This is a genomic window from Syntrophotalea acetylenica, from assembly GCF_001888165.1.
Classification (GTDB): Bacteria; Desulfobacterota; Desulfuromonadia; order Desulfuromonadales; family Syntrophotaleaceae; genus Syntrophotalea; species Syntrophotalea acetylenica.
The window spans coordinates 1,456,866-1,479,017 of record NZ_CP015455.1 but is presented as its reverse complement, the minus strand read 5'-3'; the positions used below and the strand labels follow the sequence as shown (position 1 = coordinate 1,479,017).

Here is a 22,152-nt window from a genome sequence, read left to right as displayed (position 1 = left end):
TCAAAAGCCTCCACGAATGCGGAACTCGGAGCGGATGATGGTCAGACTGCGTCCCCCGGCATCCTTGATATCGGTTTTTTCCTGTCGCAGCAACAGCACCTCGCTGAAAGGTTCGTAGCTTAAAAGCTTATCCAGGTAGGCACGAAACACCCTGTCATTTTTTGCAAAAACGGTAATGCCAAGGGTCTTGTCCTTAAAGTCAGGCTGGATGGAGCGAACCTGAATGCCTTTGATCCAGGTGTTTTCGAGATGCTCCAGGATGTCCGACCAGAAAAATTCGCGCCGCTGCAGGATTTCCCTGATCCGGGAAGCTTCAGCTTGCATCGCGGCCGATTGCTCCGGTTTCACCACGACCTCCTGCGGTGCGGCGGACAGGCTACCCAGTTGCTGGACCACTTGCCGGCGACGCTGCCGGACCCCGTACATCGCACCGAAATTTACCAGCAGCAAAACCGCCATGCAGGCCACGAGCAGGATGCAGATCCGGCGCAGCACCTGCGCGTCGGGAGGATGTTGCATCGCGAGATTCACCTTCAGCTTCATTCAATCCCCCATCATCAGGCATTCCGCCGCGCCCAGAGCAGCGGCCAACACCAGCGGGCTGTCCCCGTGCCCTTCCAGAACCTCTGCTTTTCGCCCGAAACACTCGTTGATGGCCTCTACAACAGACCTTTCGACGCCTCGGTCGGCATGGAGAAACAACCGGTGGCGAATCCTTCCGGAAAATTCCCGGGCATAACCGGCCACGATTCTGTGCAACTCCTGCACCTGCCGGTCAGACTCTGCACCAGTCCGACGCGAGTTGTAATACTCCAGCCTGCCAGCGCGATAGATTTGCAGGTTGACGCCGTCTTCCGTCATGACAACCAGTATGGCGTCTCCCTCGGGATCGAGACGATAACGCCAATGCCGGTAAAGGTTCAATCCATGGAAGGAAACATGGACGGAGCTGAAACCGGCGTCCTGCAGCAGTTCCTGGTAGAGACCGAGCAGGCTTTTTTCAGCCGCGATGACCAGCAGGCGGGTCGGGTTGCCCGGCTCCCGTTTCAGAACCTGATAATCGAACTGCAATCCGGAACACCCGGGCAACAGCTTTTTAAGCTGCCAGTCGATCATCGCCATCCCCTCTCCCCGCAGTCGGGGAAACCCCTCGATTTCCATGGGCAGCACGTATCCGCAACGATCCGGCAGAGACAGGGCGATCCGCTTTTCCCCGACAGCCACAGGCTGAATGGCATCGCGCAGCGCAGCCAGCAGGCCCGTTCTCTGGCCGTTGTCCAGCTCCCGGAGCCGGACCGGCTCCAGACTGTGCTGCAAATCCACAACCCGTCCGTCAACCGGCATTCCGCCTTTGCGCCACCTCTTCCGCAATGCCGCAATGCGGAGCTGCGTATCATGGATGTCGACGCCAACATATCTTCGCCAGGTCATGTCGGCACCTCGGCATCGGCGAAGGTCACCCTGTCGATTTCCGGAAGGCTGGTGACTCCCTGAAGAACTTTCTCAAGCGCGGCCTGACGCAGGAAAACCGTACCCATGCCGGCCGCCGCCCTGCGCAACCGCCCGGTTGGCGCACGATTGATGATCAGCTCCCGAAGCTCGTCGTTGATTTCAAGCAACTCGACAATGGCCGAACGACCGGCATAGCCAAGACCGTGGCAATGCTTGCAACCGCGGCCTTCATAAAAAGTTTGTCCGGCATGACGGGCAGGATCGAGCCCGAACCGCTCCATTTCATCCTCGGAGTAGGTAACCGGCTGTTTACAATGGACACAGAGTTTTCTGACCAGTCGCTGGGCCAGAACCATATTCAGGCTGGAAAGAAAATGATAAGGGTCCAGGCCCATATGCAGAAACCTTCCCAGTACATCGAATACATTGTTGGCATGTACCGTGGTAAATACCAGATGTCCGGTCAAAGCCGACTGAACGGCAATTTGAGCCGTCTCGGCGTCACGAATCTCTCCAACCATGATCTTGTCCGGGTCATGGCGCAGAATCGAGCGCAGCCCCCGGGCAAAAGTTAGCCCCTTTTTTTCATTTACCGGCACCTGGACAACGCCGGGGACCTGGTATTCCACGGGGTCTTCGATGGTGATGATTTTTTCCTGTTCGGTATGAATCTCCGCGAGTGCGGCATACAGGGTCGTGGTCTTGCCGCTGCCGGTAGGGCCTGTCACAAGCACCATGCCGTAAGGTGCGCGAATCTGACGACGGAAGCGGGCGATCTCTCTTGGATTGAAGCCGAGAGATTCCAGCGTCAAGCCTTTCAGGTCGACAGCAATACTGCTCTTGTCAAGAATACGGATAACCGCATCCTCGCCAAAGCTGCTGGGGAGAATGGAAACCCGGAAATCGATGGACCTGCCGCCAATGCGGGCCTTGAACCGGCCGTCCTGGGGTATCCTGCGTTCGGAAATATCCAGCTCGCTCATCACTTTGATGCGGGAAATGACAGGCCCTTGAAATCGTCTGTCGAGCGGTTCCATAGCCCTGGAAAGCACACCATCGATGCGGTATTTGATCACCACGCCATCCGGTCCGGATTCGATATGAATGTCGCTGGCCCGTTTCTGCAGGGCATCCACCAGGGTGGTATCGATCAACTTGATAACCGGACTGTGCGCCTCTTCTTGCGTCTCGCCCAGCAGCAGATCCTTATCTTCCCGCGGCCTGCCATTGGCCAGGCCCCTAAACTTTTCCAGCGTGCTTTCAAGGGCTTCGCCGGTGGTGCCGCGACTGCCTGCGGCTACGCGCTGGATCTGGCTCTTGCCGGCAATTTTGAGGGTTACGGGGCCGCCTATCTGCCATTCGAGCTGATTCAGGCGCGAGATATCCGTGGGATCAGCGGTCGCCACCACCAGATCCTCGCCGGCATACTCAAGAGGGACAACCCCGAACCGCACCACAAGGTCTTCCGGAAGACCTGCGGGAGGTGCGAAATCGGAATCCAGTGAGGACAAATCAACATAGTCCATGCCAAACTGGCGCGCCAGTGCCTGGGCAAGGATCTCGTCCTCAAAAAAGCCGAGTTCGACCCCGGTCTCACCAAAACGCAGGCCGCTGGTTTTCATCCTCTCGAGGATTATTTCGGTCTGACCCGGAGCAATCGCCCCGGTCTCAGCCAGCAATTCGCCAATTTTTAGCCAGCGATAGGCCATACGCTTGACTCCCTGCGCTCATCCAACCGTTCCGGCCAGTTGGAAAACGGGCAAATAGATCGCTATCACAATCCCGCCGATGACCAACCCGACGAAAACCAGGACCAGCGGCTCAAGAAGACTCGCAATCCTCTCCAGACGGTTGTCAATCTCCGATTCATAATAATCGGCAACCTCGTCAAACATCTGCTGTAGGTTACCGCCTCTCTCACCGGTAGCCAGCAAACGGTTGGCCACCGGTGGGAAAACCGCATGCCAGGCAAGCGCATCCCCCAGATTTTCACCTTCATTGAGGGAACCGATGACAGCCGCCAGACCCTTTTGAATAACCACATTGTTCAAAACACCCCTGGCAAGCTCAAGCGCCTCGACCAGGGGTAATCCGCTGCCGAGAATAGTCCCGGTGGTTCTGCAGAAATTCACCAGCGCACTCAATCGAAAAAAATCACCCAACCAGGGCAGGCGCAGCAGCGTCTCATCGAAAATCACTCTGCCTTTGGGCGTTCTTATGAAATGTCCAACCGCCAGAAAAAGGACCCCGGCCATCAACAGGATCAGGAACCAGCCCCGGGATAACAGTTCGGCGCTGTACAACACTATGCGGGTCAGAAGCGGCAATGCGACCTGCGCATCGGCATAAATCCGCACGAAGCTCGGCACGACGAAAAAAATCATGAAGAGGAGAACCAGCATGGTGGCGCAGGCCAGAACCAGGGGATACATTGCGGCGGACTTCAAACGGTCACGCAGGCGCAACATCCTTTTCTGATACTCAAGGTAGCGAAAAAGAGTCTGGGCGAGATCGCCGGTCTTTTCGCCAGAGGCAACGGTTGCAACGAACAGGGACGGAAAAAATTCGGGAAACAGTGAAAAAGCATGGGAAAGAGAACTGCCGCCTTCAACGGCGCTCCGAACATTTTGCAGAACTTCCTTGACGACAGGAGGATCCTTTTCCTGTTCAAGGGACTGGAGCACTTCAAGAATGGGCATTCCCGAGCGAAACAGGACAAGCATTTCCTGATTGAACAACAAAAACCTTTTCTGCGGCCAACGGTTTTGACGAAGCGGCCTGAATAACGCAACAGGCAAAAACACGCGTCGCATCTGAAAAACGCAACACCCCTCCTCCGCCAGGCTTTCCTGGAGTTCGAACCGGTTGCGGGCGTGGCAGGAGCGATAGACAACCCGTCCGTCAGATGTACCGATCTTGCAGATAAAAAGGGCCATGGTTGACAAAAGTGTACCACAGCCAGGTAAAGATAAAATCAGGTGCCTGAAAACAGAAGAGGCATCGCAAATTGCGATGCCTCTCGTTTTATGGCGGGGCTGACGGGACTCGAACCCGCGACCTCCGGCGTGACAGGCCGGCGTTGTAACCGACTCTACTACAGCCCCTTTTGTGTATTTGTGCAGGCGCCAACGCGCCAGTGTTATGGTGGGCGAAACAGGGATCGAACCTGTGACCCTCGGCTTGTAAGGCCGATGCTCTCCCAGCTGAGCTATTCGCCCGTTTTAAATGGCGGGGCTGACGGGACTCGAACCCGCGACCTCCGGCGTGACAGGCCGGCGTTGTAACCGACTCTACTACAGCCCCGTATTTTTTTCGCACTAAAATAGGAAACGTCTTCGGCCTCAGGGAAGAGTGGGTCTTATTGCGACCGGGCGTTTCCTATGCGTATCTTCGTTCAGCAGTCTATTTCCGTTATCAGTTAACGGAATCTTTCAGCGCTTTGCCAGGTTTGAACTTGGGCACCTTCGCGGAGGGAATGTCCATTTTTTCACCGGTCTGCGGATTCTGGCCGACACGGGCCGCACGCTCACCGACGCTGAAAGTCCCAAATCCGACCAGAGCCACCTTTTCACCAGCTTTCAGAGCATCCGTGATGACATCGGTAAACGCTTTGATGGCTTTTTCGGTATCGGCTTTGCTGAGCCCTGCTTTTTCAGCCATTGCATTGACAAGATCGGCTTTGGTCACAATATACCTCCACTTTTAATTGAAAGATTTGGTGCCGCTGAAAGTGCGATACTTATATCAGAACTCGAAAAACAGTGTCAAGGGATTATTTCTACTTTTTTGCTAGTGACAAACAGGCCCATCGACACCGAGAGACTGGTCTTTCACCGGACTTGCGGGTGCGAGAGGCGCGGCCATCCCGAGCGCCTGGTCAAGGACCTCGTCCATGTGCGAGACAGCCACTATTTCCAGAGCCGAAAGAATGGCCTGCGGCACGTCTTCGAGATTCTTCCTGTTTTCGGCGGGGATCAACACGCGCTTCAGCCCTGCCCTTCTGGCAGCCAGCAACTTTTCCTTGAGACCTCCGATGGCCAGCACCCGCCCACGCAGTGTGATCTCTCCCGTCATGGCCAGGTTGCGGTCGACTTCCCGCCCGGTAAGCGCGGAAGCCAGAGCGGTCGCCATGGTGATCCCGGCGGAGGGCCCATCCTTGGGAATGGCGCCTTCGGGAACATGAATGTGAATGTCGATTTTATGATAAAACTCCCTTTCCAGCTGGAGAGCCTGCCAGCGCGACCGCACGTAGCTCAATGCGGCCTTGGCGGACTCCTGCATGACGTCGCCCAGCTGTCCGGTTACGATAAGCTTGCCGTGTCCCTGAAGCACCGAGGTCTCGATGGTGAGCAACTCCCCGCCGACCTCGGTCCAGGCCAGGCCGGTGACAAGACCGACACTGCTTTCCTGCTCCCTGACCCCGTACTCGTAACGGTGAACCCCGAGATAGCTTCTGACCGCTTCTTCATCGATATTGAAGTTTTGTTTTTTGTCTTTTGATAAAACCACCTGGCGCGCAACTTTCCGGCAGATATTGGCAATTTCCCTTTCGAGATTTCGCACCCCCGATTCCCGGGTGTAGTGCCGGATGATTCGGTAAATGGCAGCATCGCAGAAGCGAATCCGCAAGGGGTCCAGCCCATGCCCCTTGACCTGTTTGCCAACCAGATATTTTTGCGCGATGTTGACCTTCTCGTCTTCCGTGTACCCTTCCAGGCGGATAACCTCCATCCGATCGAGAAGAGGCCTTGCGATACCGTGCAGGCTGTTGGCGGTAGCGATGAACATCACGTCGGACAGATCGTACTCGATCTCCAGGTAATGATCGCCGAAGGTGGCATTCTGTTCGGGGTCGAGCACCTCGAGCAATGCCGATGAGGGGTCCCCCGGAAGTCGCTGCTTATCTTGTCGATCTCGTCGAAAAGAAAAACCGGATTTTTAACCCCGACCTTGCGCATGTTCTGAACAATTTTCCCGGGCATGGCGCCGATGTAGGTACGCCTGTGCCCGCGGATTTCCGCCTCGTCACGCAACCCCCCCAATGAAATACGGGCGAACTTTCTGCCAAGGGAGCGGGCAATCGATTTGCCGAGGGAGGTCTTGCCAACGCCGGGCGGTCCCACCAGACAGAGAATCGGCCCCTTGATCTTCTTGACCAGTGCCTGTACGGCAAGGTACTCGAGAATACGCTCCTTGACCTTGTCCAGTCCGTAATGATCCGCTTCGAGAATGCTCTCTGCATAGACCATGTCGCGACGGTCCCGGGTTTTTTTCGTCCAGGGCACGGAAACCAGCCAGTCGATATAGTTCCGCACGACGGTCGCCTCCGCCGAACTCGGAGACATCATGCGCAATTTGCGCAATTCTCCCAGGGCGCGCTCTTCGGATTCCGGCGACATGCGCGCATCCTTGATGCGTGTCTCGAGTTCAGCCAGCTCGACCTTGAAATCGTCATTCTCGCCGAGTTCTTTCTGGATGGCCCGCATCTGCTCGTTAAGATAGTATTCCTTCTGACTGCGCTCCATCTGCCCTTTGACCCTCGAACGGATCTTCTTTTCGATTTCGAGGATTTCCACCTCACGGGCAAGCAGTATGACGAGCCTGTCCAGACGCTCCGTCGGATCACAGACGTTCAGCAGTTCCTGTTTTTCCTGCACCCTGAGACCGAGATGCGCCGCCACCGTATCGGACAGCCGTCCGGGATCCTGTGTGCCGGCGACCGAGGCAGCGACCTCGGTCGGAATCTTTTTACTGAGAGAGACGTAGGACTCGAAAAGCTCGCTGACGCTACGCAGCAACGCCTCGAGTTCCGAATCTTCCGCGACGTCCTCGTCATCGAGCCGGGTTACGGCAACCTGAATATGATTTTCCTCGGCGTTCCAGCTGTCGATGCGCGCCCGGACCTGTCCTTCAACCAGCACTTTGATCGTGCCGTCCGGCAGCTTGAGCATCTGTACGACCTGCGCCAGAGTGCCCACTTCGTAGACATCCTCCAGACAGGGGTCGTCGACCTGCGGATCCTTCTGGGTGGCAAGTAAAATCAGCTTATCCCCTTCCATGGCGGTTTCAAGCGCACTGATGGACTTGTCACGCGCTACGAACAGCGGCGTAACCATGAAAGGAAAGATCACAATATCGCGCAAAGGCAGCAGCGGAATGCCGCTGCTGCCTGTGGGTGTGTCCTGTATAGTCATTATGGATTCAGCTTCTCCCGGTAATCGCACCTGCAAGTGGTCCTAGGCCGATTCCGCGCAATCGTAAACGATAATAGGCTTGCCTTGCTGGCGAATGACATCTTCGTTGATAACCACTTCCTTGACCCGGTCCTGGGAAGGGATGTCATACATGACGTCAAGCATGGAGTTTTCGATAATGGACCGCAAACCGCGGGCGCCGGTTTTGCGCTTCAACGCCTCCTCGGCCACCGCGACCAGCGCCCCGTCGGTGAACTTGAGCTGCACTTTTTCCATGTCGAAAAGTTTCTGGTATTGCTTCACCAGCGCATTCCTCGGTTCCTTGAGAATGCGTACCAGAGACTCTTCATCGAGTTCCTCGAGGGTGGCGATCACCGGCAGGCGTCCCACGAATTCGGGAATCAGTCCGAAACGGATCAGATCCATCGGTTCCGTAAGGGCCAGAACTTCGCCGATGCCCATTTCTTTTTTTTCCCTGATTTCGGCGCCGAAGCCCATGACCTTGCTGCCACTGCGCTGTTTGATGATGCCGTCAAGCCCGGAAAAAGCCCCCCCGCAGATGAACAGGATATTGGTCGTATCGACCTTGAGAAACTCCTGCTGGGGATGTTTCCTTCCGCCCTTCGGAGGGACACTGGCCGTCGTGCCTTCGATGATCTTGAGAAGCGCCTGCTGCACCCCTTCGCCGGAAACATCCCGTGTGATGGAGGGCGAATCGGACTTGCGCGCAATCTTGTCCACTTCGTCGATATAAATGATGCCGCGCTGCGCCTTTTCAAGATCGTAATCGGCGGCCTGCAGCAGGTTCAGAATGATGTTCTCCACATCTTCGCCGACATACCCGGCCTCGGTCAGATTGGTGGCGTCGGCAATGGCAAAAGGCACGTTCAACAATCTTGCGAGGGTTTGCGCCAGCAGCGTCTTTCCGCTGCCCGTGGGACCGAGCATAAGAATGTTGCTCTTCTGGATTTCCACCCCGTCGCTGCTCTGAGCGAGTTCGACCCGCTTGTAGTGATTGTACACGGCAACGGAAAGGATCTTCTTGGCCCGCTCCTGACCAATGACGTATTCATCCAGAGCGTCTTTAATTTCGGACGGGCGCGGCAGCCGTTTAGGCCCCGGTTCGCCTCCCCCTTCCAGCTTTGCTTCTTCTGCAATGATGTCCTTGCACAGCTCGATGCACTCATCGCAAATGTAGACATCGGGTCCGGCAATAAGCTTCTTTACATCGTCCTGCCCTTTCCCGCAGAAAGAACAAGTCAGATATCCGGACTTTCCATCACGATCGCTCACATAATCCTCCGTGCTAAAAAGTTCAGGTTTTTCTCTTCACTATGTCGTCAACGATACCATACTTTTTAGCTTCCTCGCTACCCATGAAAAAATCACGTTCCGTATCGGCGGCGATTTTTTCCAGAGACTGTCCCGTATGCCTGGCGAGCACGCCGTTGAGCGTTTCCCGCAAACGCAGGATTTCCTGGGCGTGGATATTGATATCGGTGGCCTGCCCCTGGAAGCCGCCCCACGGCTGATGAATCATGATGCGGGCATGCGGCAGGGCAAAACGCTTGCCTTCGGCGCCGGCGGCAAGCAGCACGGCACCCATGCTGGCGGCCTGTCCCACACAAAGGGTGGAGACAGGACAACGCACATACTGCATGGTGTCGTAAATGGCCATACCCGCGGTCACTACCCCGCCGGGAGAATTGATGTAGAGAAAGATCTCCTTCTCGGGATCCTCGGATTCCAGAAACAGCATCTGGGCGATGATCAGATTGGCTACCTGGTCATCGACAGAACCGCCAAGGAAGATAATCCGGTCCTTGAGCAGGCGGGAAAAAATATCGTAGGCCCGCTCGCCCCGGCCTGTCTGCTCAACTACCATGGGGATAAGACTCATGGAATCACTCCTCCATCATTGCGGATTTTTCGAGGGCTTCCTTGTCAACCATCTCGATTTTGGCCTTGCCGGTCAGAAAGGCCACCACCTTTTCCTCGGCCATCTGCGAAACCAGACTGCGCCGCCGTTCGTCGCTGCTGTAGAAATTCATCACCGCTTCGCGGGGGGCACCGCTGGTTTCGACGATTTCATCCAGTTTGTCCTGGATTTCGTCTTCTTCGATCTTGAGATTTTCCTGGATGGCAATCGCTTCCAGAATCAGGCTGCCCTTAACCTGCCTGATGGCAAGATCGCGGTAGATGTTTTTGAAGGATTCGGCGGTGATCCCCATATCCTCAAGGCGCATCCCCTGGGACTGCATGCGATTTTTGAGGTTTTCCAGCATGAAATCCAGCTGCGAATCCACCATCGCATCGGGCAGGTCAAAAGGATTTGCCTGAATCAGGGCCTGTATCATCCTTTCACGAAATTCCTTTTCAATACGATCCTGTTCCTGTTCCTCGATGCTTTCCCGAATCTTGGTTTTGAGATCCTGGATGCTCTCCAACCCCGCTTCCTTGGCAAAATCTTCATCCAGTTCGGGGAGGATTCGTTCCTTGATGTCATTCAGCCGGACCTTGAAAACCGCAGCCTTGCCGGCGAGATCCTGGTTCCCGTAGTCTTCCGGAAAGGTCACCTCGATGTCTTTTTCCTGCCCGCACTCAATTCCGGCCACCTGGTCCTCAAAACCGGGAATGAAACTGTTTGAGCCGAGTTCCAGTTCATGATTTTCGGCCTTACCGCCCGCAAAAGCCTCACCGTCGACAAAGCCCTCGAAATCGATCACGGCGATATCACCCATCCGGGCAACGGTGCGTTCGCTCTTTTCGACCTTGGAGCGGCTTTTGCGCATCTGCTCCAGTCTCTCTTCAACGACCTTGTCGTCGACGGAGAATGTTTCTTTCTTGAGTTCGAGACCCAGATAATCCTTCGCTTCGATTTTCGGACGAACCTCGACATGGGCCTCGTAGGTGAACGCCTGCCCGGCTTTCAGCAGGCTGTTGTCCACGATTTCAGGAACGGAAACAGCATCGATCTTCTGTTCGACCAGGGCTTTGAAAAAGGTTTCGTTAACCAGTTTTTCAAAAACCTGCGCCTCCACGGAAGGTCCGAATTGCCGCTCAAGAACATTGCGAGGCACTTTGCCGGGACGAAAACCGGGAATTTTTGCGGTTTTGGCCAACTTGGCGAATGCTTTACCAAATTCGACATCAACCGTTTCGGCGGGAATTTCAAAGGAAAGCTTTTTCTTGACGGCGTTGACATCTTCAACTTTAACATTCATTGCTATTACCTCGCGAAAAATAATTGGCGATTCGTTACATCAATTCGTGAATTCAGTCGACCGTACCGCCGTCTCCCCGATAAATTCCCGGAAGACCGGCAGCGTATTCCGACACGTCCACACCCCTGTGTTCAGGGGCATCAAGGGGGTTGCGAATCTGAATGGTGCGAGAGGGGGGAGTCGAACCCCCACGGTTGCCCGCTGGATCCTAAGTCCAGTGCGTCTGCCAGTTCCGCCACTCTCGCAAATCGTGAAGCCGGCGCTTGCCGCGGTCGTCATCCGACGTGGAGGCTTATCCCCTGATTGCGGCACCGGGCAATTAAAACAAAAAGCCCGTCACTCGTCAACCGGGCCAGATCCCTGGGATCCGGCGCCCTGGTCAAACGGCAGACGGGCATGGTCGATAAATGGGGTGAGTGAAGGGGCTCGAACCCTCGACAACTGGAGCCACAATCCAGTGCTCTACCAACTGAGCTACACCCACCATGAAAGCGGCGGAATTGTACTTAACCGTCACACACTTTGTCAAACAATTTTTTCCGGTCCCGGCTGCCGCCTGACGGCCCCGCCGTTGCCTCACTGCCGGCCCGGTAACATCCCCCGCGGCCTGACCACTCGATAAATCAGCCCAGGCACCACGATCGGAGGCCAGGAATATATGCCAAGGGCAAGGTGAAGTCAACAAAAAACAAACATCTCGAACCTGTGTTCATGAGTCCTGGCTTTCCTGCGGAAAACCCACGGTATCCATCCGTGGTTTCCGCATGAACGGGATGCTGGGAATAATTCCGGTGGAAGCGCGCAGCGGATGGGGAAACGCCTGCCGAAACAAGGGCCCGAGATGGGTAAGCGGAGAATTTCCTTGATAAAGTAAATGACGATTTCTATAATTGCGCATTTAAGGCTATTCAATGGATCGGAAAACAAATGTCCCTGTTTATAAGCCTCGAAGGCATTGAAGGCTGCGGCAAGACCACGCAGATTAAAGTTCTGGCCTCCCGGCTCGAAGACCTCGGGATCAGGGTATTGGTTACCCGTGAACCCGGCGGCTGTCCCATTTCCGACCAGATCCGGCAGATTCTCCTGAATCCCGGCAACAACCTGCTGGTAGCTAAAGCCGAGCTGCTTCTGTATGCGGCGGCACGGGCGCAACATGTGGATGAAATCATCGCTCCGGCGCTTCAAAAAGGCGCCATCGTCCTGTGCGATCGCTTCAGCGACGCGACTCTGGCCTATCAGGGATATGGTCGCGGACTTGACCTGGAACTCATCCACCTGTTGAACGATGTGGCGGCCGGGACCTGCCGTCCGCATCTCACCCTGCTGCTGGACATGCCCGCGGAGCAAGGCATCACCAGAGCCCGGGCGCGCAACGCCGCCAGTGCAGGACCGGACGAAGACCGCTTCGAGCAGGAGGCGCTGGCCTTTCATCTCAAGGTCCGCCAGGGTTACCTGGAACTGGCGCGCCGGGCACCCTCCCGCTTCAGAATTATCGACGCAGACGGTACCCCCGAGCAGGTTGCCGACCGCATCTGGCAGGTCACTTCGGCAATGGCCATGGCGGCAGGGAGGGCCTGATGTTCAACAGGATTCTGGGGCACCAGCAACAGAAAAACCTGTTGCAAAGAGCCGTCTCTTCGGGGCGGTTGCCGCACGCCTATCTTTTCGAGGGACCCGAAGGTGTCGGCAAGCGCCTCGTCGCCCTGGCGCTGACACGCATGCTGTTTTGCGCCTGCGGCAACAGTTGCGGCAACTGTCCGGCCTGCCACAAGATAGACCATCATAATCATCCGGATCTCCATCTGCTCGGGCCGGACGGAGCATCCATCAAAATCGAACAGATCCGTGCCCTGCAGAAGGAATTGTCCTACCGGCCGCTGGAAGCTTCCCACAAGGTATGCATTATCGACGGCGCCGAAAAGATGAATCCCGCCGCCGCCAACTCCTTGCTGAAAACCCTGGAGGAACCGCGTCCACAAACCCTGATAATTCTGCTGACCCCGGCACCGGATGCGGTGCTGCCCACGATCCGGTCACGCTGCCAGCGGCTGCCCTTTTCCCGCATCCCCAGGGAAAAACTGCAGGAAGTGCTGGCCGCGCAGCTGAACCTCGACGATATCCAGTCGCATGTTTTGGCAACGTTGTCCGAAGGCAGTTTCAAAAAAGCCCTTGGCAAGGACCGTGATCTGTACCTGCAGCGGCGCAGGGAACTTCTTAAACAAATCGCAGGGCTCAGCCCGGGGAGCATACTTCCCCTGCTCCAGCTCGCTCAGGACATCGCCGAAGAAAAAGATCTTGTTTTCGATATCCTCGAAATCATTCAGGCCTTTTACAGGGACCTGCTGCTGCTGAAGCACGGATGCACAGTCGAGGAACTGGTGAACATCGACATGCTGGAAACCCTCGAGCAGGTGTCTCGCAGGGAAGACATCATTACCATCGTCAGAAAACTCACCGCCCTGCTGGCTTCACGACGACACCTCGAAAGGAACGTCAACCGACAATTGGCAATGGAAGTACTGCTGCTGCAACTGGTGGCCTGAACCGTTGCCTTACAGGAATACAGCAACTTATGACTAGACTCGTTACCATAAAATTTCGCACCGCGGGAAAACAGTATCACTTCAATGCCGGGGAACTGGAACTCTCACCGGGACAGGCGGTCATCGTCGAAACGGAACGCGGCCGCGCTCTTGGCACCGTCGTAACCCCTCCCCGGGAGGTTACCGAAAACGAAACACCGGAAAACCTCAAAAAAATCCTTCGCGTGGCAACAACCGAAGACATCGCACAGGCGGAAAATTCCGCGGCCAGAGAAAAAGAAGCCTTCCGGTTTTGTCTCGAACGCATTAAATCCCGGCAGATGGACATGAAGCTTGTTCGTGCGGAATATCTGTTCGACGGCTCCAAGATCATTTTTTTCTTCACCGCCGACGGCAGAATCGATTTTCGCGAACTGGTCAAGGATCTTGCGCATTATTTTCATACCCGCATCGAAATGCGTCAGATCGGGGTCCGTGACGAAGCGAAGCTTATCGGCGGCATTGGCATCTGCGGACGCTCCCTTTGTTGCTGCACGTTTCTCACGGACTTCGTGCCGGTTTCGGTGAAAATGGCCAAGGAACAGGGACTGGCCCTCAATCCCAGCAAAATATCCGGGCAATGCGGACGTCTGCTGTGCTGCCTGAACTACGAATACAAAACCTACCTTTCCCTCAAGCAGCAATTGCCCAAATGCGGGAGACAGGTAAAAATCGAAGGCCAGGAAGGGGAAATCGTCGGGCAGAACGTTCTGGACCAGACCATAACCGTTAAACTCGATGAAAATCAGCAGGTCGAAGTCCCTCTGGACAAAGTGGAGATTTCGGAGGCCAGAGAAAAGTCATCCCCGCCCGAGGAGGCTCCCGCCTCCAGAAAACGTTCCAGAGGATCTTCGCGGCCCCGAAGAAGCCCGCGATCCGGCGATGACGCCAAAACCGCCCGCAGCGAAGAACAAAAACCGGCTCAGACCTCATCTCCTGCACCGCCGGCCGAAACCAAGCGCCGAGAGGGAAAACCCGTGCGCCGTGGCGGAACGGCGCCGCAGGAAAACGAGTCGGGCGCACCCAAAAGGCCCAGGAGAAAAAACCGTCCCAGGAACCGCTCACCCAAAAATCCGCCTTCAGGAGATAAATCATGAGCCAGCGCTTTTATGTGACCACTCCCATCTACTACGTAAACGACGTGCCTCACATCGGTCATGCCTACACCACCGTCGCCTGCGACATGCTGGCCCGCTACAAACGCGCGCAGGGCAATGAGGTCTTTTTTCTTACCGGCACCGACGAGCACGGACAGAAAGTCGAAAAAGCTGCGCAGACCAAGGGGGAAACCCCCCTCGAACTGGCTGACCGGGTGGTAAAGCGCTACCAGGCATTATGGGAAAAACTGAATATCTCCCACACCGATTTTATCCGCACCTCACAGGAGCGGCACAAAAAAGGCGTCTGCAACCTGTTCGAAAAACTGCTGGCATCCGACGATATCTACCTTGGAGAGTATGAGGACTGGTATTGCACGCCCTGCGAAACCTTCTGGACGGAAACCCAACTGGTGGACGGATGCTGTCCCGACTGCGGCAGGCCGACGGACAAGCTTAAGGAAGAATCCTATTTTTTCCGCATGAGTCGCTACCAGGAAGCGCTGCTGCGGCATATCGAAGAGCACCCTGATTTCATCCAGCCCAGATCGCGGCGCAACGAGATCCTCAACTTCGTTCGCGAAGGCCTGCGCGACCTCTCCATTTCGCGCACCTCGTTTTCCTGGGGAATCCCGGTTCCGGGCAATGAGCGGCATGTCATCTACGTCTGGTTCGACGCGCTCACCAATTACATCACCGCCCTGGGCTACCCCGACGACCCCGACGGCCATTACCGGCAGTACTGGCCTGCCGACGTGCATGTCATCGGCAAGGATATTCTGCGCTTTCACACCGTTTACTGGCCGACCTTTCTTCTGGCCGCCGGTATCCCCCTGCCGAAAAAGGTCTTTGCCCATGGATGGTGGACCGTCGAAGGGCAAAAAATGAGCAAGAGCCTGCAGAACGTGGTGGAACCCAACATGCTGGTCGACAAGTACGGCGTCGACGCAATCCGCTATTTTCTGCTGCGGGAAGTTCCCTTCGGGCTGGACGGGGATTTCTCCCATGCGGCGCTTGTTCACCGCATCAACTCGGATCTCGCCAATGACCTGGGCAATCTGCTGAGCCGATCCACTGCCATGCTCAACAAATACTTCGACGGTCTGCTGCCCGAACCGAAGGATCGCAGGCCGCAGGACGAGCCTTACATTGCGGCCTTTGCGGAAACGGTCAAAAATGTGGACCATTTCATGGCCGACCTCGCCTTCAACAAGGCCCTGCAGGCCATCTGGGAACTCATCGGTCTCGGCAACAAGTACATCGACGACACCGCCCCCTGGTCATTGGCCAAGGACGATTCCCAGAAGGAGCGCCTCGGCACCGTGCTGTACAATCTGCTGGATTCGTTGCGGCTGATAGCGGTTCTGATCGCCCCGGCCATGCCGGAGACCGCCTGCCGGATCCTCGAAATCCTCGGGTGCGACCCGACGGCCCTGTGTCTGACCGGCAAGGACAGCTGGGGCGTCCTTAAACCCGGCACCCACATTGCCAAAGCCAGGCCTCTTTTCCCGCGCATCGAATCGGACTGAAACACCCGTTATGCCAGCAACCTTTGCCGGGGGCGCGTCAGCGCCCCTTGATTTTTGGAGCCACATCCCATGAGCCAGACACTGCCGCCGCTTATCGACACCCATGCCCACCTCGACAGCCATCAGTATGAAGGTGACCGTCAGGAGGTGATCCAGCGCGCACTGCGTGCAGGCATCTCTCATATGATCACCATCGGTTGCGATCTTGCCAGTTCCCGTGCCTGTGTGAAGCTGGCCGAACAATATGAAACCCTGTATGCCGCCATAGGGGTCCACCCGCACGACGCTGCAACCCTCGATGACGCGGCCCTGGCGGAGCTGGAACAGCTGGCGGGCCGCTGTTCCAAAGTGGTAGCCATCGGAGAAACCGGGCTTGATTACTACCACCAGCACTGCCCCCGGGACGTTCAGCAGGAAGCCTTCCGCCGGCAGATACGCCTGGCGCGAAATCTCGGCAGGCCGGTGATCATCCATGACCGCGACGCGCACGAGGATGTGATCGCCATCCTGCAGCAGGAAAACGCTTCAGAGTGTTGCGGCGTGCTGCACTGTTTCAGCGGCGATTCGGCAATGGCCCAAAAATGTCTCGACCTGGGGTTCTACCTGTCCTTTCCCGCCACCATCACCTATCCCAAAAACGACCTGCTGCGCGAGGTTGTCAAACAGCTTCCGACCGAGCGACTGCTGATTGAAACCGACTGCCCCTATCTTTCGCCGCAACCTTTGCGCGGTAAACGCAACGAACCGGCCCTGCTGCGCCACACCGCCGAGGAAGTGGCCCGCATCAAGGGCCTGAGCGTGGTCGACGTATCGAGGATAACCAACCTCAACGCCTATCGACTGTTCGGCATCGGGCAAGTTGATTTATCCGCCAAAATAGCCTACAGGATTCGCAATTCCCTGTATCTGAATATCACCAACCGCTGCAGCAATGCCTGTGTGTTCTGTGCAAAGTTCCGGGATTTCGCGGTCAAGGGCCATCAGCTCAAACTCGATCGTGAACCGTCCTGCGAGGAAATCAAGCGGGCCATCGGCAACCCCAAAAATTATACGGAGGTTGTCTTCTGCGGCTATGGCGAATCCTTGCTGCGGCTGGATGTCGTGCGCGAAATCGGGCGCTGGCTGCACGCACAGGGCGTACCGGTCCGGATCAATACGGACGGTCTGGCGAATCTGGTTTACGGCCGCAACATTCTCCCGGAACTGGGAGAATTCGTGGACGCCATTTCCGTCTCCCTCAATGCCGCCGACGCGGCCACCTACCAGAAAATCTGCCGCTCATGCTTCGGCGACGCCGCCTACCAGGCCGTCAAGGATTTCATCCGGGAAGCGGCAAAATACATCCCCTCCGTCACGGCCAGCGTGGTCGCCATGCCCGGCATCGATGTCGAGGCTTGCCGCCGGATCGTCGAGCAGGAACTGAAGGTCGATTTCCGGGTGCGCCCGTACAATGAGGTCGGATAAACCCGATCCGGAGTCCAGGGATTGAGACCGGAGAAAAAACCGGTGGCAATATCACCCTTGCGAATATCGGTTAAAATGAAAACAGGGTGAAACAAGCCGGGTTCCTTTCTGAAACCTTGCCCTCTTGCGACAGCATCAGCAAAGGAGGTCTGACATGAAAGGGCTTCTCATCAAGGATCCGACCCATTGGCGCGATGCGTGGTCGGCTCACATCGCTACGCATATGGCAATATGCGATTCGACGTATAACCTGCTGATCTTTGACGAGCGCCACAGCGCCGAAGAAATCACGGCGCAGATCGCGGAGGCGCCGGAGCACGTCTTCCAGATCATCGATCTTGAAGAAGCGGCCGAGCATTGCTGTGATTTTGTCAGCGACGCGGGCAGATACTACAGGCGCGTCCGAGCGGGCCGGCCGCGGACCGCCGGATAGCAGGGGAGCGAACAAAAAAAGACGCGCTACGCAGGAGGTCACGGTAACGCGTCAAAAGATGGAGGGTCAGACCTTTGCTCGCCAACCGTTCTAGCAACAGGCGTTTACGAACAGGTCTTTGTATTTCAATGCTAGCCGGAACCAAAGGTTTTCACCACGTCATTTCGCGTAAAAACCGGCAACCGATACAACATTATCCGACTGTGCATTTAAACAGGACTCGCCGCCCTGCAGCGGCGAAACATCCACCCCGGGAGCCGCACGGGCACAGCTTCAGTGCCTGGAGGGGCCGTGCTTCAGTGGCAGGATCCTGGCGCCCGGGCGCGGTTGTCCCTGCCGTTCGGCAAGACAGCTCAAAGGATCGTTCAAAACGCGGCTGAATTCTTCAAACTGTTCCCAGAATATTCCTGCCATGGCATTCATGCGGCTGACAGGATCACGGTAGCGCCTCAGTTTCATTTCCAGCTGAAACTGCAGGCCCCGTGCCCGCTGGCGATGCTCTTCGGGAAAAGTCTCGATGGTGCGCCGAATAATGTCCGCCCGCATTTTTTCGAAAGCTTCCGGGTCCTTCTGGTACAAGCCGATCATGGCCAGGATCTGGCTGTTTTCCCCGCGGTTCTTCATAGCGCCACCTCCTTCGCGAAGGTTGTCGAATGCGCCCTCCCTGGCAGGTCCTGTCACATCCTGTGCCGGCTCAACATTCCCGGGACAAGCCATCGAGTTCGATAATGCGGCATCCGGGCTGCAGCGCCCTCCACAGGGTATTGGCGTGCCCGCAGCAAATCCCCGCCCGCGACACCGCCTCCGCAAAATGCGGTGCTGTCCATGGCGGCATCGCGGCGAGCCGGGTGCGCGCCGTCGCAAGCCAGTCGCGCAGCGTATTCTCGACGACAAAGATCCTCGCCTGCTGAAAATTGGATCCGAAAAACCTGACCATCAGACAATCCTGGTTTTCAAGCAAATGCAGAACCCGCCGGTCCGAATCCCTCTGAAAATCCAACCAGGAGGCATAGACATACCGTACCACCTCCCCCACGCTCAGAAGGATGCCGACCGCGCCGGTCTGTTCAAAAACAAACAGCCCCCCTCGCAAGGCGGCTCTGGAGTCGCCGAAATAGGCGATGGTCGGCGTTCTTTCCAGTACCTGGATAACGACCTGATCCATCATCCGCCCGGAAAACGCGAACGCCATCTGTTCGAAAACATAATCCTTCAGAGGTTTTTCGGCCATCGTCACCGCCAAGCGGCACCCCCTGTTCCAAAGAATCGCGAATGCCGGAAAAGACGTGCTTGCCGCAAGAATTTGATTCTTTTATACTTGCACTTCATGCTGCATACCCGGATCCGGCCTCCGGATCGGGCGCCGGCAGGGCTTTGTGCCTGCGCGGGGTTTCCGGATGAAGTCTTTTTTCATTTTATCCTGCTGCCGGCATTCGGGAAAGCAACGGCAGAAATATTTTTGTTGAGTCAGCTTTCATCCGGAGTTTCCGGATGGATACGAGTTATTATTCCGTGCGGACTCTTTTGAAGTTCGCGGATCAACTGCGACGCTTTCCCGGAAAAGCGAAACAGCTGCAACGGAGGCGGGATCCAACCATGCCCAGAAACGGCATCCTTTACGAGCAGGTCACCGAAGCCATCGTCACTCTGCATCAGAACCGGAAAAAGGTCACGGTCAGGGCGATTCAGGCTCTCACCGGTGGTTCGATGTCAACCGTGCTCAAGCACTACCAGCGCTGGCAAGGCGAACAGCTGGGCCAAGACGCCGACCATCCCGGCATTTCGGACCAGCTGCTAGAGGCTTTGCAACGGGAACTGCGCAACCACGCCAGACGGACTCTGCTGAACACAAATGCCCGCCTTGAGCAAAACGATGAAAATTGCCGCCGCGCCGAAGCCGCCCGCGCCGCAGCGATGGCGCGCATCCTGGAACTCGAAGGGCAACTGCAGAAGGCCCACGGCCAGATACGCCTGCTGCAAAAGGAGCTTCGACAACAGGGGCTGCTCCTGGAGCAAACTCGTGACAATGCCGTGCGCCTGGAAGGCGAACTGCAACAGCAGCGTCAACAGAACCGGTCCCGTCCGCCCCGCAACGCTACGGTCGCCAAACCCGCGTTGCCCAGCACCTGCGACGACGCCCAGCAGGAAACCTTCGAGTTTTAACGATCAAGCCCTTCCCCGGGCGGTTAGCCCCGCCGGTCAACCACGATTCACGCACCCTTCCCTTCGCAAAACCACTCTATAAACCACTGCCTGCCGCAAACCGTTCCCCCACGCGGCAAGGAAACCCCGTCACGACGAAAATCGGGAAAAAGCAAATTCTTGACACCTGTCAAGGGAGCCTCCGGCCGTTTGTGGAAGGATACAGTCAACGAATCAACAAACAACACTGCCACGCCTGAGCGAAGGGAGATAGAGCATGAAACGGAATATCATTCATATCGATGAAGAAAAATGCAACGGTTGCGGTCTCTGCGTACCGGCCTGCGCCGAAGGCGCGATTCAGATCATTGACGGCAAGGCACGCCTGGTGGCGGACAACCTGTGCGACGGACTCGGCGCCTGCCTCGGCCATTGCCCTCAGGACGCGATTCACATCGAGACCCGCGAAGCCGATGCCTTTGATGAAGCCGCGGTAACGGAAAAACTCGGCGGCAAAACCGCCACCGCCCATCCCCCGGCACATGGGCATGGCGGATGTCCTTCAGCGCGCACCATGTCGTTGAGCCGGCCGACTCCCGTCGTGGCGGACGCGCAGGCGCCGCAGGCGTCGGCGCTGGGCAACTGGCCGGTACAGCTCAAACTGATTCCGGTGACGGCGCCGTTCCTCAAGGAGGCCGATCTGCTGCTGGCCGCTGACTGCGCCCCCTTTGCTTACGCCGATTTTCATCGCGAACTGCTGGCCGGCAAGGTGCTGCTTATCGGCTGCCCCAAACTGGACGATGCCGCGGAGTACAAGGAAAAACTCGCGGCCATCCTGTCGCAGAACCAGATACGGTCACTGACCGTAGCCTATATGGAAGTACCCTGCTGCTCGGGGCTGGTACAGCTGGCGCAGCAGGCTCTGGCAACAAGTGGCAGCCCGCTTGAGCTGCAAAAAGTATGTATCGGCATTCGCGGAGAGCGGCGCTGACGAGACAATAAAAGCCCTGGCCGATTCGACTGCCGGCCAGGGCTTTTAAATTCAGGGGCGGGGCGGATCAATCTTCCGCGGTGGTCGGTCCGATAACCGTCGTTACTCTGGCGATGCTGTTGGCGGGAAAACCGCCTTTTTGGGCATGTTCCCGTATGGCATTTTCATCGGGAGCGATATACACGCAATAAATCTTGTCGGCCGTAACAAAACTCTCCAGCCATTGAATCCGGGGACCCATGTCGTTCAGGATCGCACAGGAAGACTGGGAAATGTTCTGCAGGTCCTGGGCAGAAAGGCTGCCTGCACCCGGAAGCTCCCGTTCGATGATGAATTTGGGCATGTTTTTTTCCTTTCCTTGGCGGCAAGAGGCACATGACGATCGGATCGGTGGCAATCCATCAAACACTGTTTCAAAATGCCTCATTTCCGGCCTGGAAGCAATCAAAAAAAACGGAATGCCGCATGGCTGCGACACGGCCGGAATCCGCTATTCCCGGATGCGGGAAATCTGGATGTCGGTGCCGCCCTGTTTCCCGTTTTCCGACAGCACGATGGTTTTGACCGTGGCATCTTTTTCGATGGTCAGGGTCACCATCCTGCCGGTCGGCATGGCCATTTCGAACACCCGGGGCTGCTGGTTTTTCAGCTCTTCCTTGTAGTATTGGGCCACCTTGTCGATCGCGTCGTTACTATGCACGGAAACCGAAAAAACCGAGCCGGCCCCCTGCTCGGCCTGGTTTTCAAACTGCATCGTGCCGCCCTGCCCCGCTGTGGCGCCGGGATACAGAGAGATGCCAAGATCCTCCGGCAGAACGGTTTTGCCATATTCCATAGTGGCGGTGCCTTCCTTTCCGGTTACCGTTACTTTGTCGGGTTCTCCAGCGGCATCCCGCGTTACGGTAACATCGCCCTCCTCGCCGGAGTAAACTGTTTCTTCCTTCTTACCGCACCCGCTCAGCATGACCAGCACACCGAACACGACCATCACCGTTTCGAGTCTCATGGAAACATCTCCTTTTCGAAAACAAGAAAAAGAACAAG

General features: G+C 56.6%; 20 protein-coding genes, 5 tRNA genes and 1 pseudogene. 8 read left to right on the top strand and 18 right to left on the bottom strand.

Going from position 1 to position 22,152, the window contains the following annotated elements; all coding sequences use genetic code 11:
* The 14 genes and pseudogenes from A6070_RS06805 to A6070_RS06740 all read right to left on the bottom strand — a co-directional run bounded on the left by A6070_RS06805 (window position 1) and on the right by A6070_RS06740 (window position 11,354).
* Window positions 1-543: a hypothetical protein gene (locus A6070_RS06805; RefSeq protein ID WP_072287620.1), complete on the bottom strand. Its 543-nt coding sequence runs from the start codon at window positions 541-543 to the stop codon at window positions 1-3.
* Window positions 544-1,431, bottom strand: coding sequence for a type IV pilus biogenesis protein PilM (locus A6070_RS06800; RefSeq protein WP_072287619.1), 888 nt, complete (start codon window positions 1,429-1,431; stop codon window positions 544-546).
* Entirely contained in the window at window positions 1,428-3,161 is a 1,734-nt protein-coding gene (locus tag A6070_RS06795) for a GspE/PulE family protein (RefSeq protein ID WP_072287618.1), read from the bottom strand. The genes A6070_RS06800 and A6070_RS06795 overlap by 4 nt, the downstream gene beginning before the upstream one ends.
* Before the next feature lie 18 nt (window positions 3,162-3,179).
* Window positions 3,180-4,193 carry a type II secretion system F family protein gene (locus tag A6070_RS06790; RefSeq protein ID WP_158514034.1) on the bottom strand — a complete coding sequence of 338 codons (1,014 nt, stop codon included), beginning with the start codon at window positions 4,191-4,193 and terminating at the stop codon, window positions 3,180-3,182.
* A 286-nt stretch (window positions 4,194-4,479) separates the two neighbouring features.
* Window positions 4,480-4,556, bottom strand: a tRNA-Asp gene (locus tag A6070_RS06785).
* Between the two features lie 38 nt (window positions 4,557-4,594).
* Window positions 4,595-4,670, bottom strand: a tRNA-Val gene (locus A6070_RS06780).
* An 8-nt stretch (window positions 4,671-4,678) separates the two neighbouring features.
* Window positions 4,679-4,755: transfer RNA gene (locus A6070_RS06775), tRNA-Asp, on the bottom strand.
* Between the two features lie 111 nt (window positions 4,756-4,866).
* Window positions 4,867-5,139, bottom strand: a complete 273-nt coding sequence (locus A6070_RS06770) for an HU family DNA-binding protein (RefSeq protein WP_072287616.1) — start codon at window positions 5,137-5,139, stop codon at window positions 4,867-4,869.
* Window positions 5,140-5,241: 102 nt separating this feature from the next.
* Window positions 5,242-7,646: pseudogene (lon, locus tag A6070_RS16705) on the bottom strand (endopeptidase La).
* 42 nt (window positions 7,647-7,688) lie between these two features.
* Window positions 7,689-8,939 (bottom strand): ATP-dependent Clp protease ATP-binding subunit ClpX, encoded by a 1,251-nt coding sequence (clpX, locus tag A6070_RS06760; protein WP_072287614.1) that lies wholly within the window; start codon window positions 8,937-8,939, stop codon window positions 7,689-7,691.
* A 22-nt stretch (window positions 8,940-8,961) separates the two neighbouring features.
* On the bottom strand, window positions 8,962-9,546 hold the full coding sequence (gene clpP / locus A6070_RS06755; protein WP_072287613.1) for an ATP-dependent Clp endopeptidase proteolytic subunit ClpP: 585 nt from the start codon (window positions 9,544-9,546) through the stop codon (window positions 8,962-8,964).
* Between the two features lie 4 nt (window positions 9,547-9,550).
* Window positions 9,551-10,870: a trigger factor gene (tig, locus tag A6070_RS06750; RefSeq protein WP_072287612.1), complete on the bottom strand. Its 1,320-nt coding sequence runs from the start codon at window positions 10,868-10,870 to the stop codon at window positions 9,551-9,553.
* A 162-nt stretch (window positions 10,871-11,032) separates the two neighbouring features.
* Window positions 11,033-11,115, bottom strand: a tRNA-Leu gene (locus tag A6070_RS06745).
* A 163-nt stretch (window positions 11,116-11,278) separates the two neighbouring features.
* Window positions 11,279-11,354: transfer RNA gene (locus A6070_RS06740), tRNA-His, on the bottom strand.
* Between the two features lie 443 nt (window positions 11,355-11,797).
* Between A6070_RS06740 and tmk the strand changes: the two genes are divergently transcribed.
* The 6 genes from tmk to A6070_RS06710 all read left to right on the top strand — a co-directional run bounded on the left by tmk (window position 11,798) and on the right by A6070_RS06710 (window position 17,975).
* Entirely contained in the window at window positions 11,798-12,448 is a 651-nt protein-coding gene (gene tmk, locus A6070_RS06735) for a dTMP kinase (protein WP_072287611.1), read from the top strand.
* Window positions 12,448-13,413, top strand: coding sequence for a DNA polymerase III subunit delta' (gene holB / locus A6070_RS06730; protein ID WP_083558798.1), 966 nt, complete (start codon window positions 12,448-12,450; stop codon window positions 13,411-13,413). The genes tmk and holB overlap by 1 nt, the downstream gene beginning before the upstream one ends.
* Before the next feature lie 29 nt (window positions 13,414-13,442).
* The gene (locus A6070_RS06725; RefSeq protein ID WP_072287609.1) at window positions 13,443-14,549 is read left to right on the top strand and encodes a PSP1 domain-containing protein; all 1,107 of its coding nucleotides are present in this window, start codon (window positions 13,443-13,445) and stop codon (window positions 14,547-14,549) included.
* The gene (gene metG, locus A6070_RS06720) at window positions 14,546-16,078 is read left to right on the top strand and encodes a methionine--tRNA ligase (protein WP_072287608.1); all 1,533 of its coding nucleotides are present in this window, start codon (window positions 14,546-14,548) and stop codon (window positions 16,076-16,078) included. Before A6070_RS06725 ends, metG begins: the two co-directional genes overlap by 4 nt.
* Before the next feature lie 69 nt (window positions 16,079-16,147).
* Window positions 16,148-17,542 (top strand): TatD family hydrolase, encoded by a 1,395-nt coding sequence (locus A6070_RS06715; RefSeq protein WP_072287607.1) that lies wholly within the window; start codon window positions 16,148-16,150, stop codon window positions 17,540-17,542.
* Between the two features lie 154 nt (window positions 17,543-17,696).
* A complete protein-coding gene (locus tag A6070_RS06710; RefSeq protein WP_072287606.1) occupies window positions 17,697-17,975 on the top strand; it encodes a DinB family protein in 279 nt (92 codons plus the stop codon).
* A gap of 273 nt (window positions 17,976-18,248) precedes the next feature.
* On the opposite strand, the gene A6070_RS06705 is transcribed toward A6070_RS06710, so the two are convergent.
* Together A6070_RS06705 and A6070_RS06700 are read right to left on the bottom strand one after the other, a co-directional pair.
* Entirely contained in the window at window positions 18,249-18,599 is a 351-nt protein-coding gene (locus A6070_RS06705; protein WP_072287605.1) for a DUF3135 domain-containing protein, read from the bottom strand.
* A 70-nt stretch (window positions 18,600-18,669) separates the two neighbouring features.
* Window positions 18,670-19,218 carry a hypothetical protein gene (locus tag A6070_RS06700; RefSeq protein WP_072287604.1) on the bottom strand — a complete coding sequence of 183 codons (549 nt, stop codon included), beginning with the start codon at window positions 19,216-19,218 and terminating at the stop codon, window positions 18,670-18,672.
* A gap of 353 nt (window positions 19,219-19,571) precedes the next feature.
* On the opposite strand from A6070_RS06700, the gene A6070_RS06695 reads away from it, so the two are divergent.
* Both A6070_RS06695 and A6070_RS06690 read left to right on the top strand, forming a co-directional pair.
* Window positions 19,572-20,138, top strand: coding sequence for a DNA-binding protein (locus A6070_RS06695; protein WP_158514033.1), 567 nt, complete (start codon window positions 19,572-19,574; stop codon window positions 20,136-20,138).
* A 256-nt stretch (window positions 20,139-20,394) separates the two neighbouring features.
* On the top strand, window positions 20,395-21,108 hold the full coding sequence (locus A6070_RS06690; RefSeq protein ID WP_072287602.1) for an ATP-binding protein: 714 nt from the start codon (window positions 20,395-20,397) through the stop codon (window positions 21,106-21,108).
* Between the two features lie 67 nt (window positions 21,109-21,175).
* Here A6070_RS06690 and A6070_RS06685 read toward each other — a convergent pair whose 3' ends face one another.
* Both A6070_RS06685 and A6070_RS06680 read right to left on the bottom strand, forming a co-directional pair.
* Complete coding sequence (locus A6070_RS06685; RefSeq protein WP_072287601.1) at window positions 21,176-21,451, bottom strand: DUF4242 domain-containing protein; 276 nt, start codon at window positions 21,449-21,451, stop codon at window positions 21,176-21,178.
* Window positions 21,452-21,598: 147 nt separating this feature from the next.
* The gene (locus tag A6070_RS06680) at window positions 21,599-22,114 is read right to left on the bottom strand and encodes a hypothetical protein (RefSeq protein WP_072287600.1); all 516 of its coding nucleotides are present in this window, start codon (window positions 22,112-22,114) and stop codon (window positions 21,599-21,601) included.
* Between the last annotated feature and the right edge of the window lie 38 nt (window positions 22,115-22,152).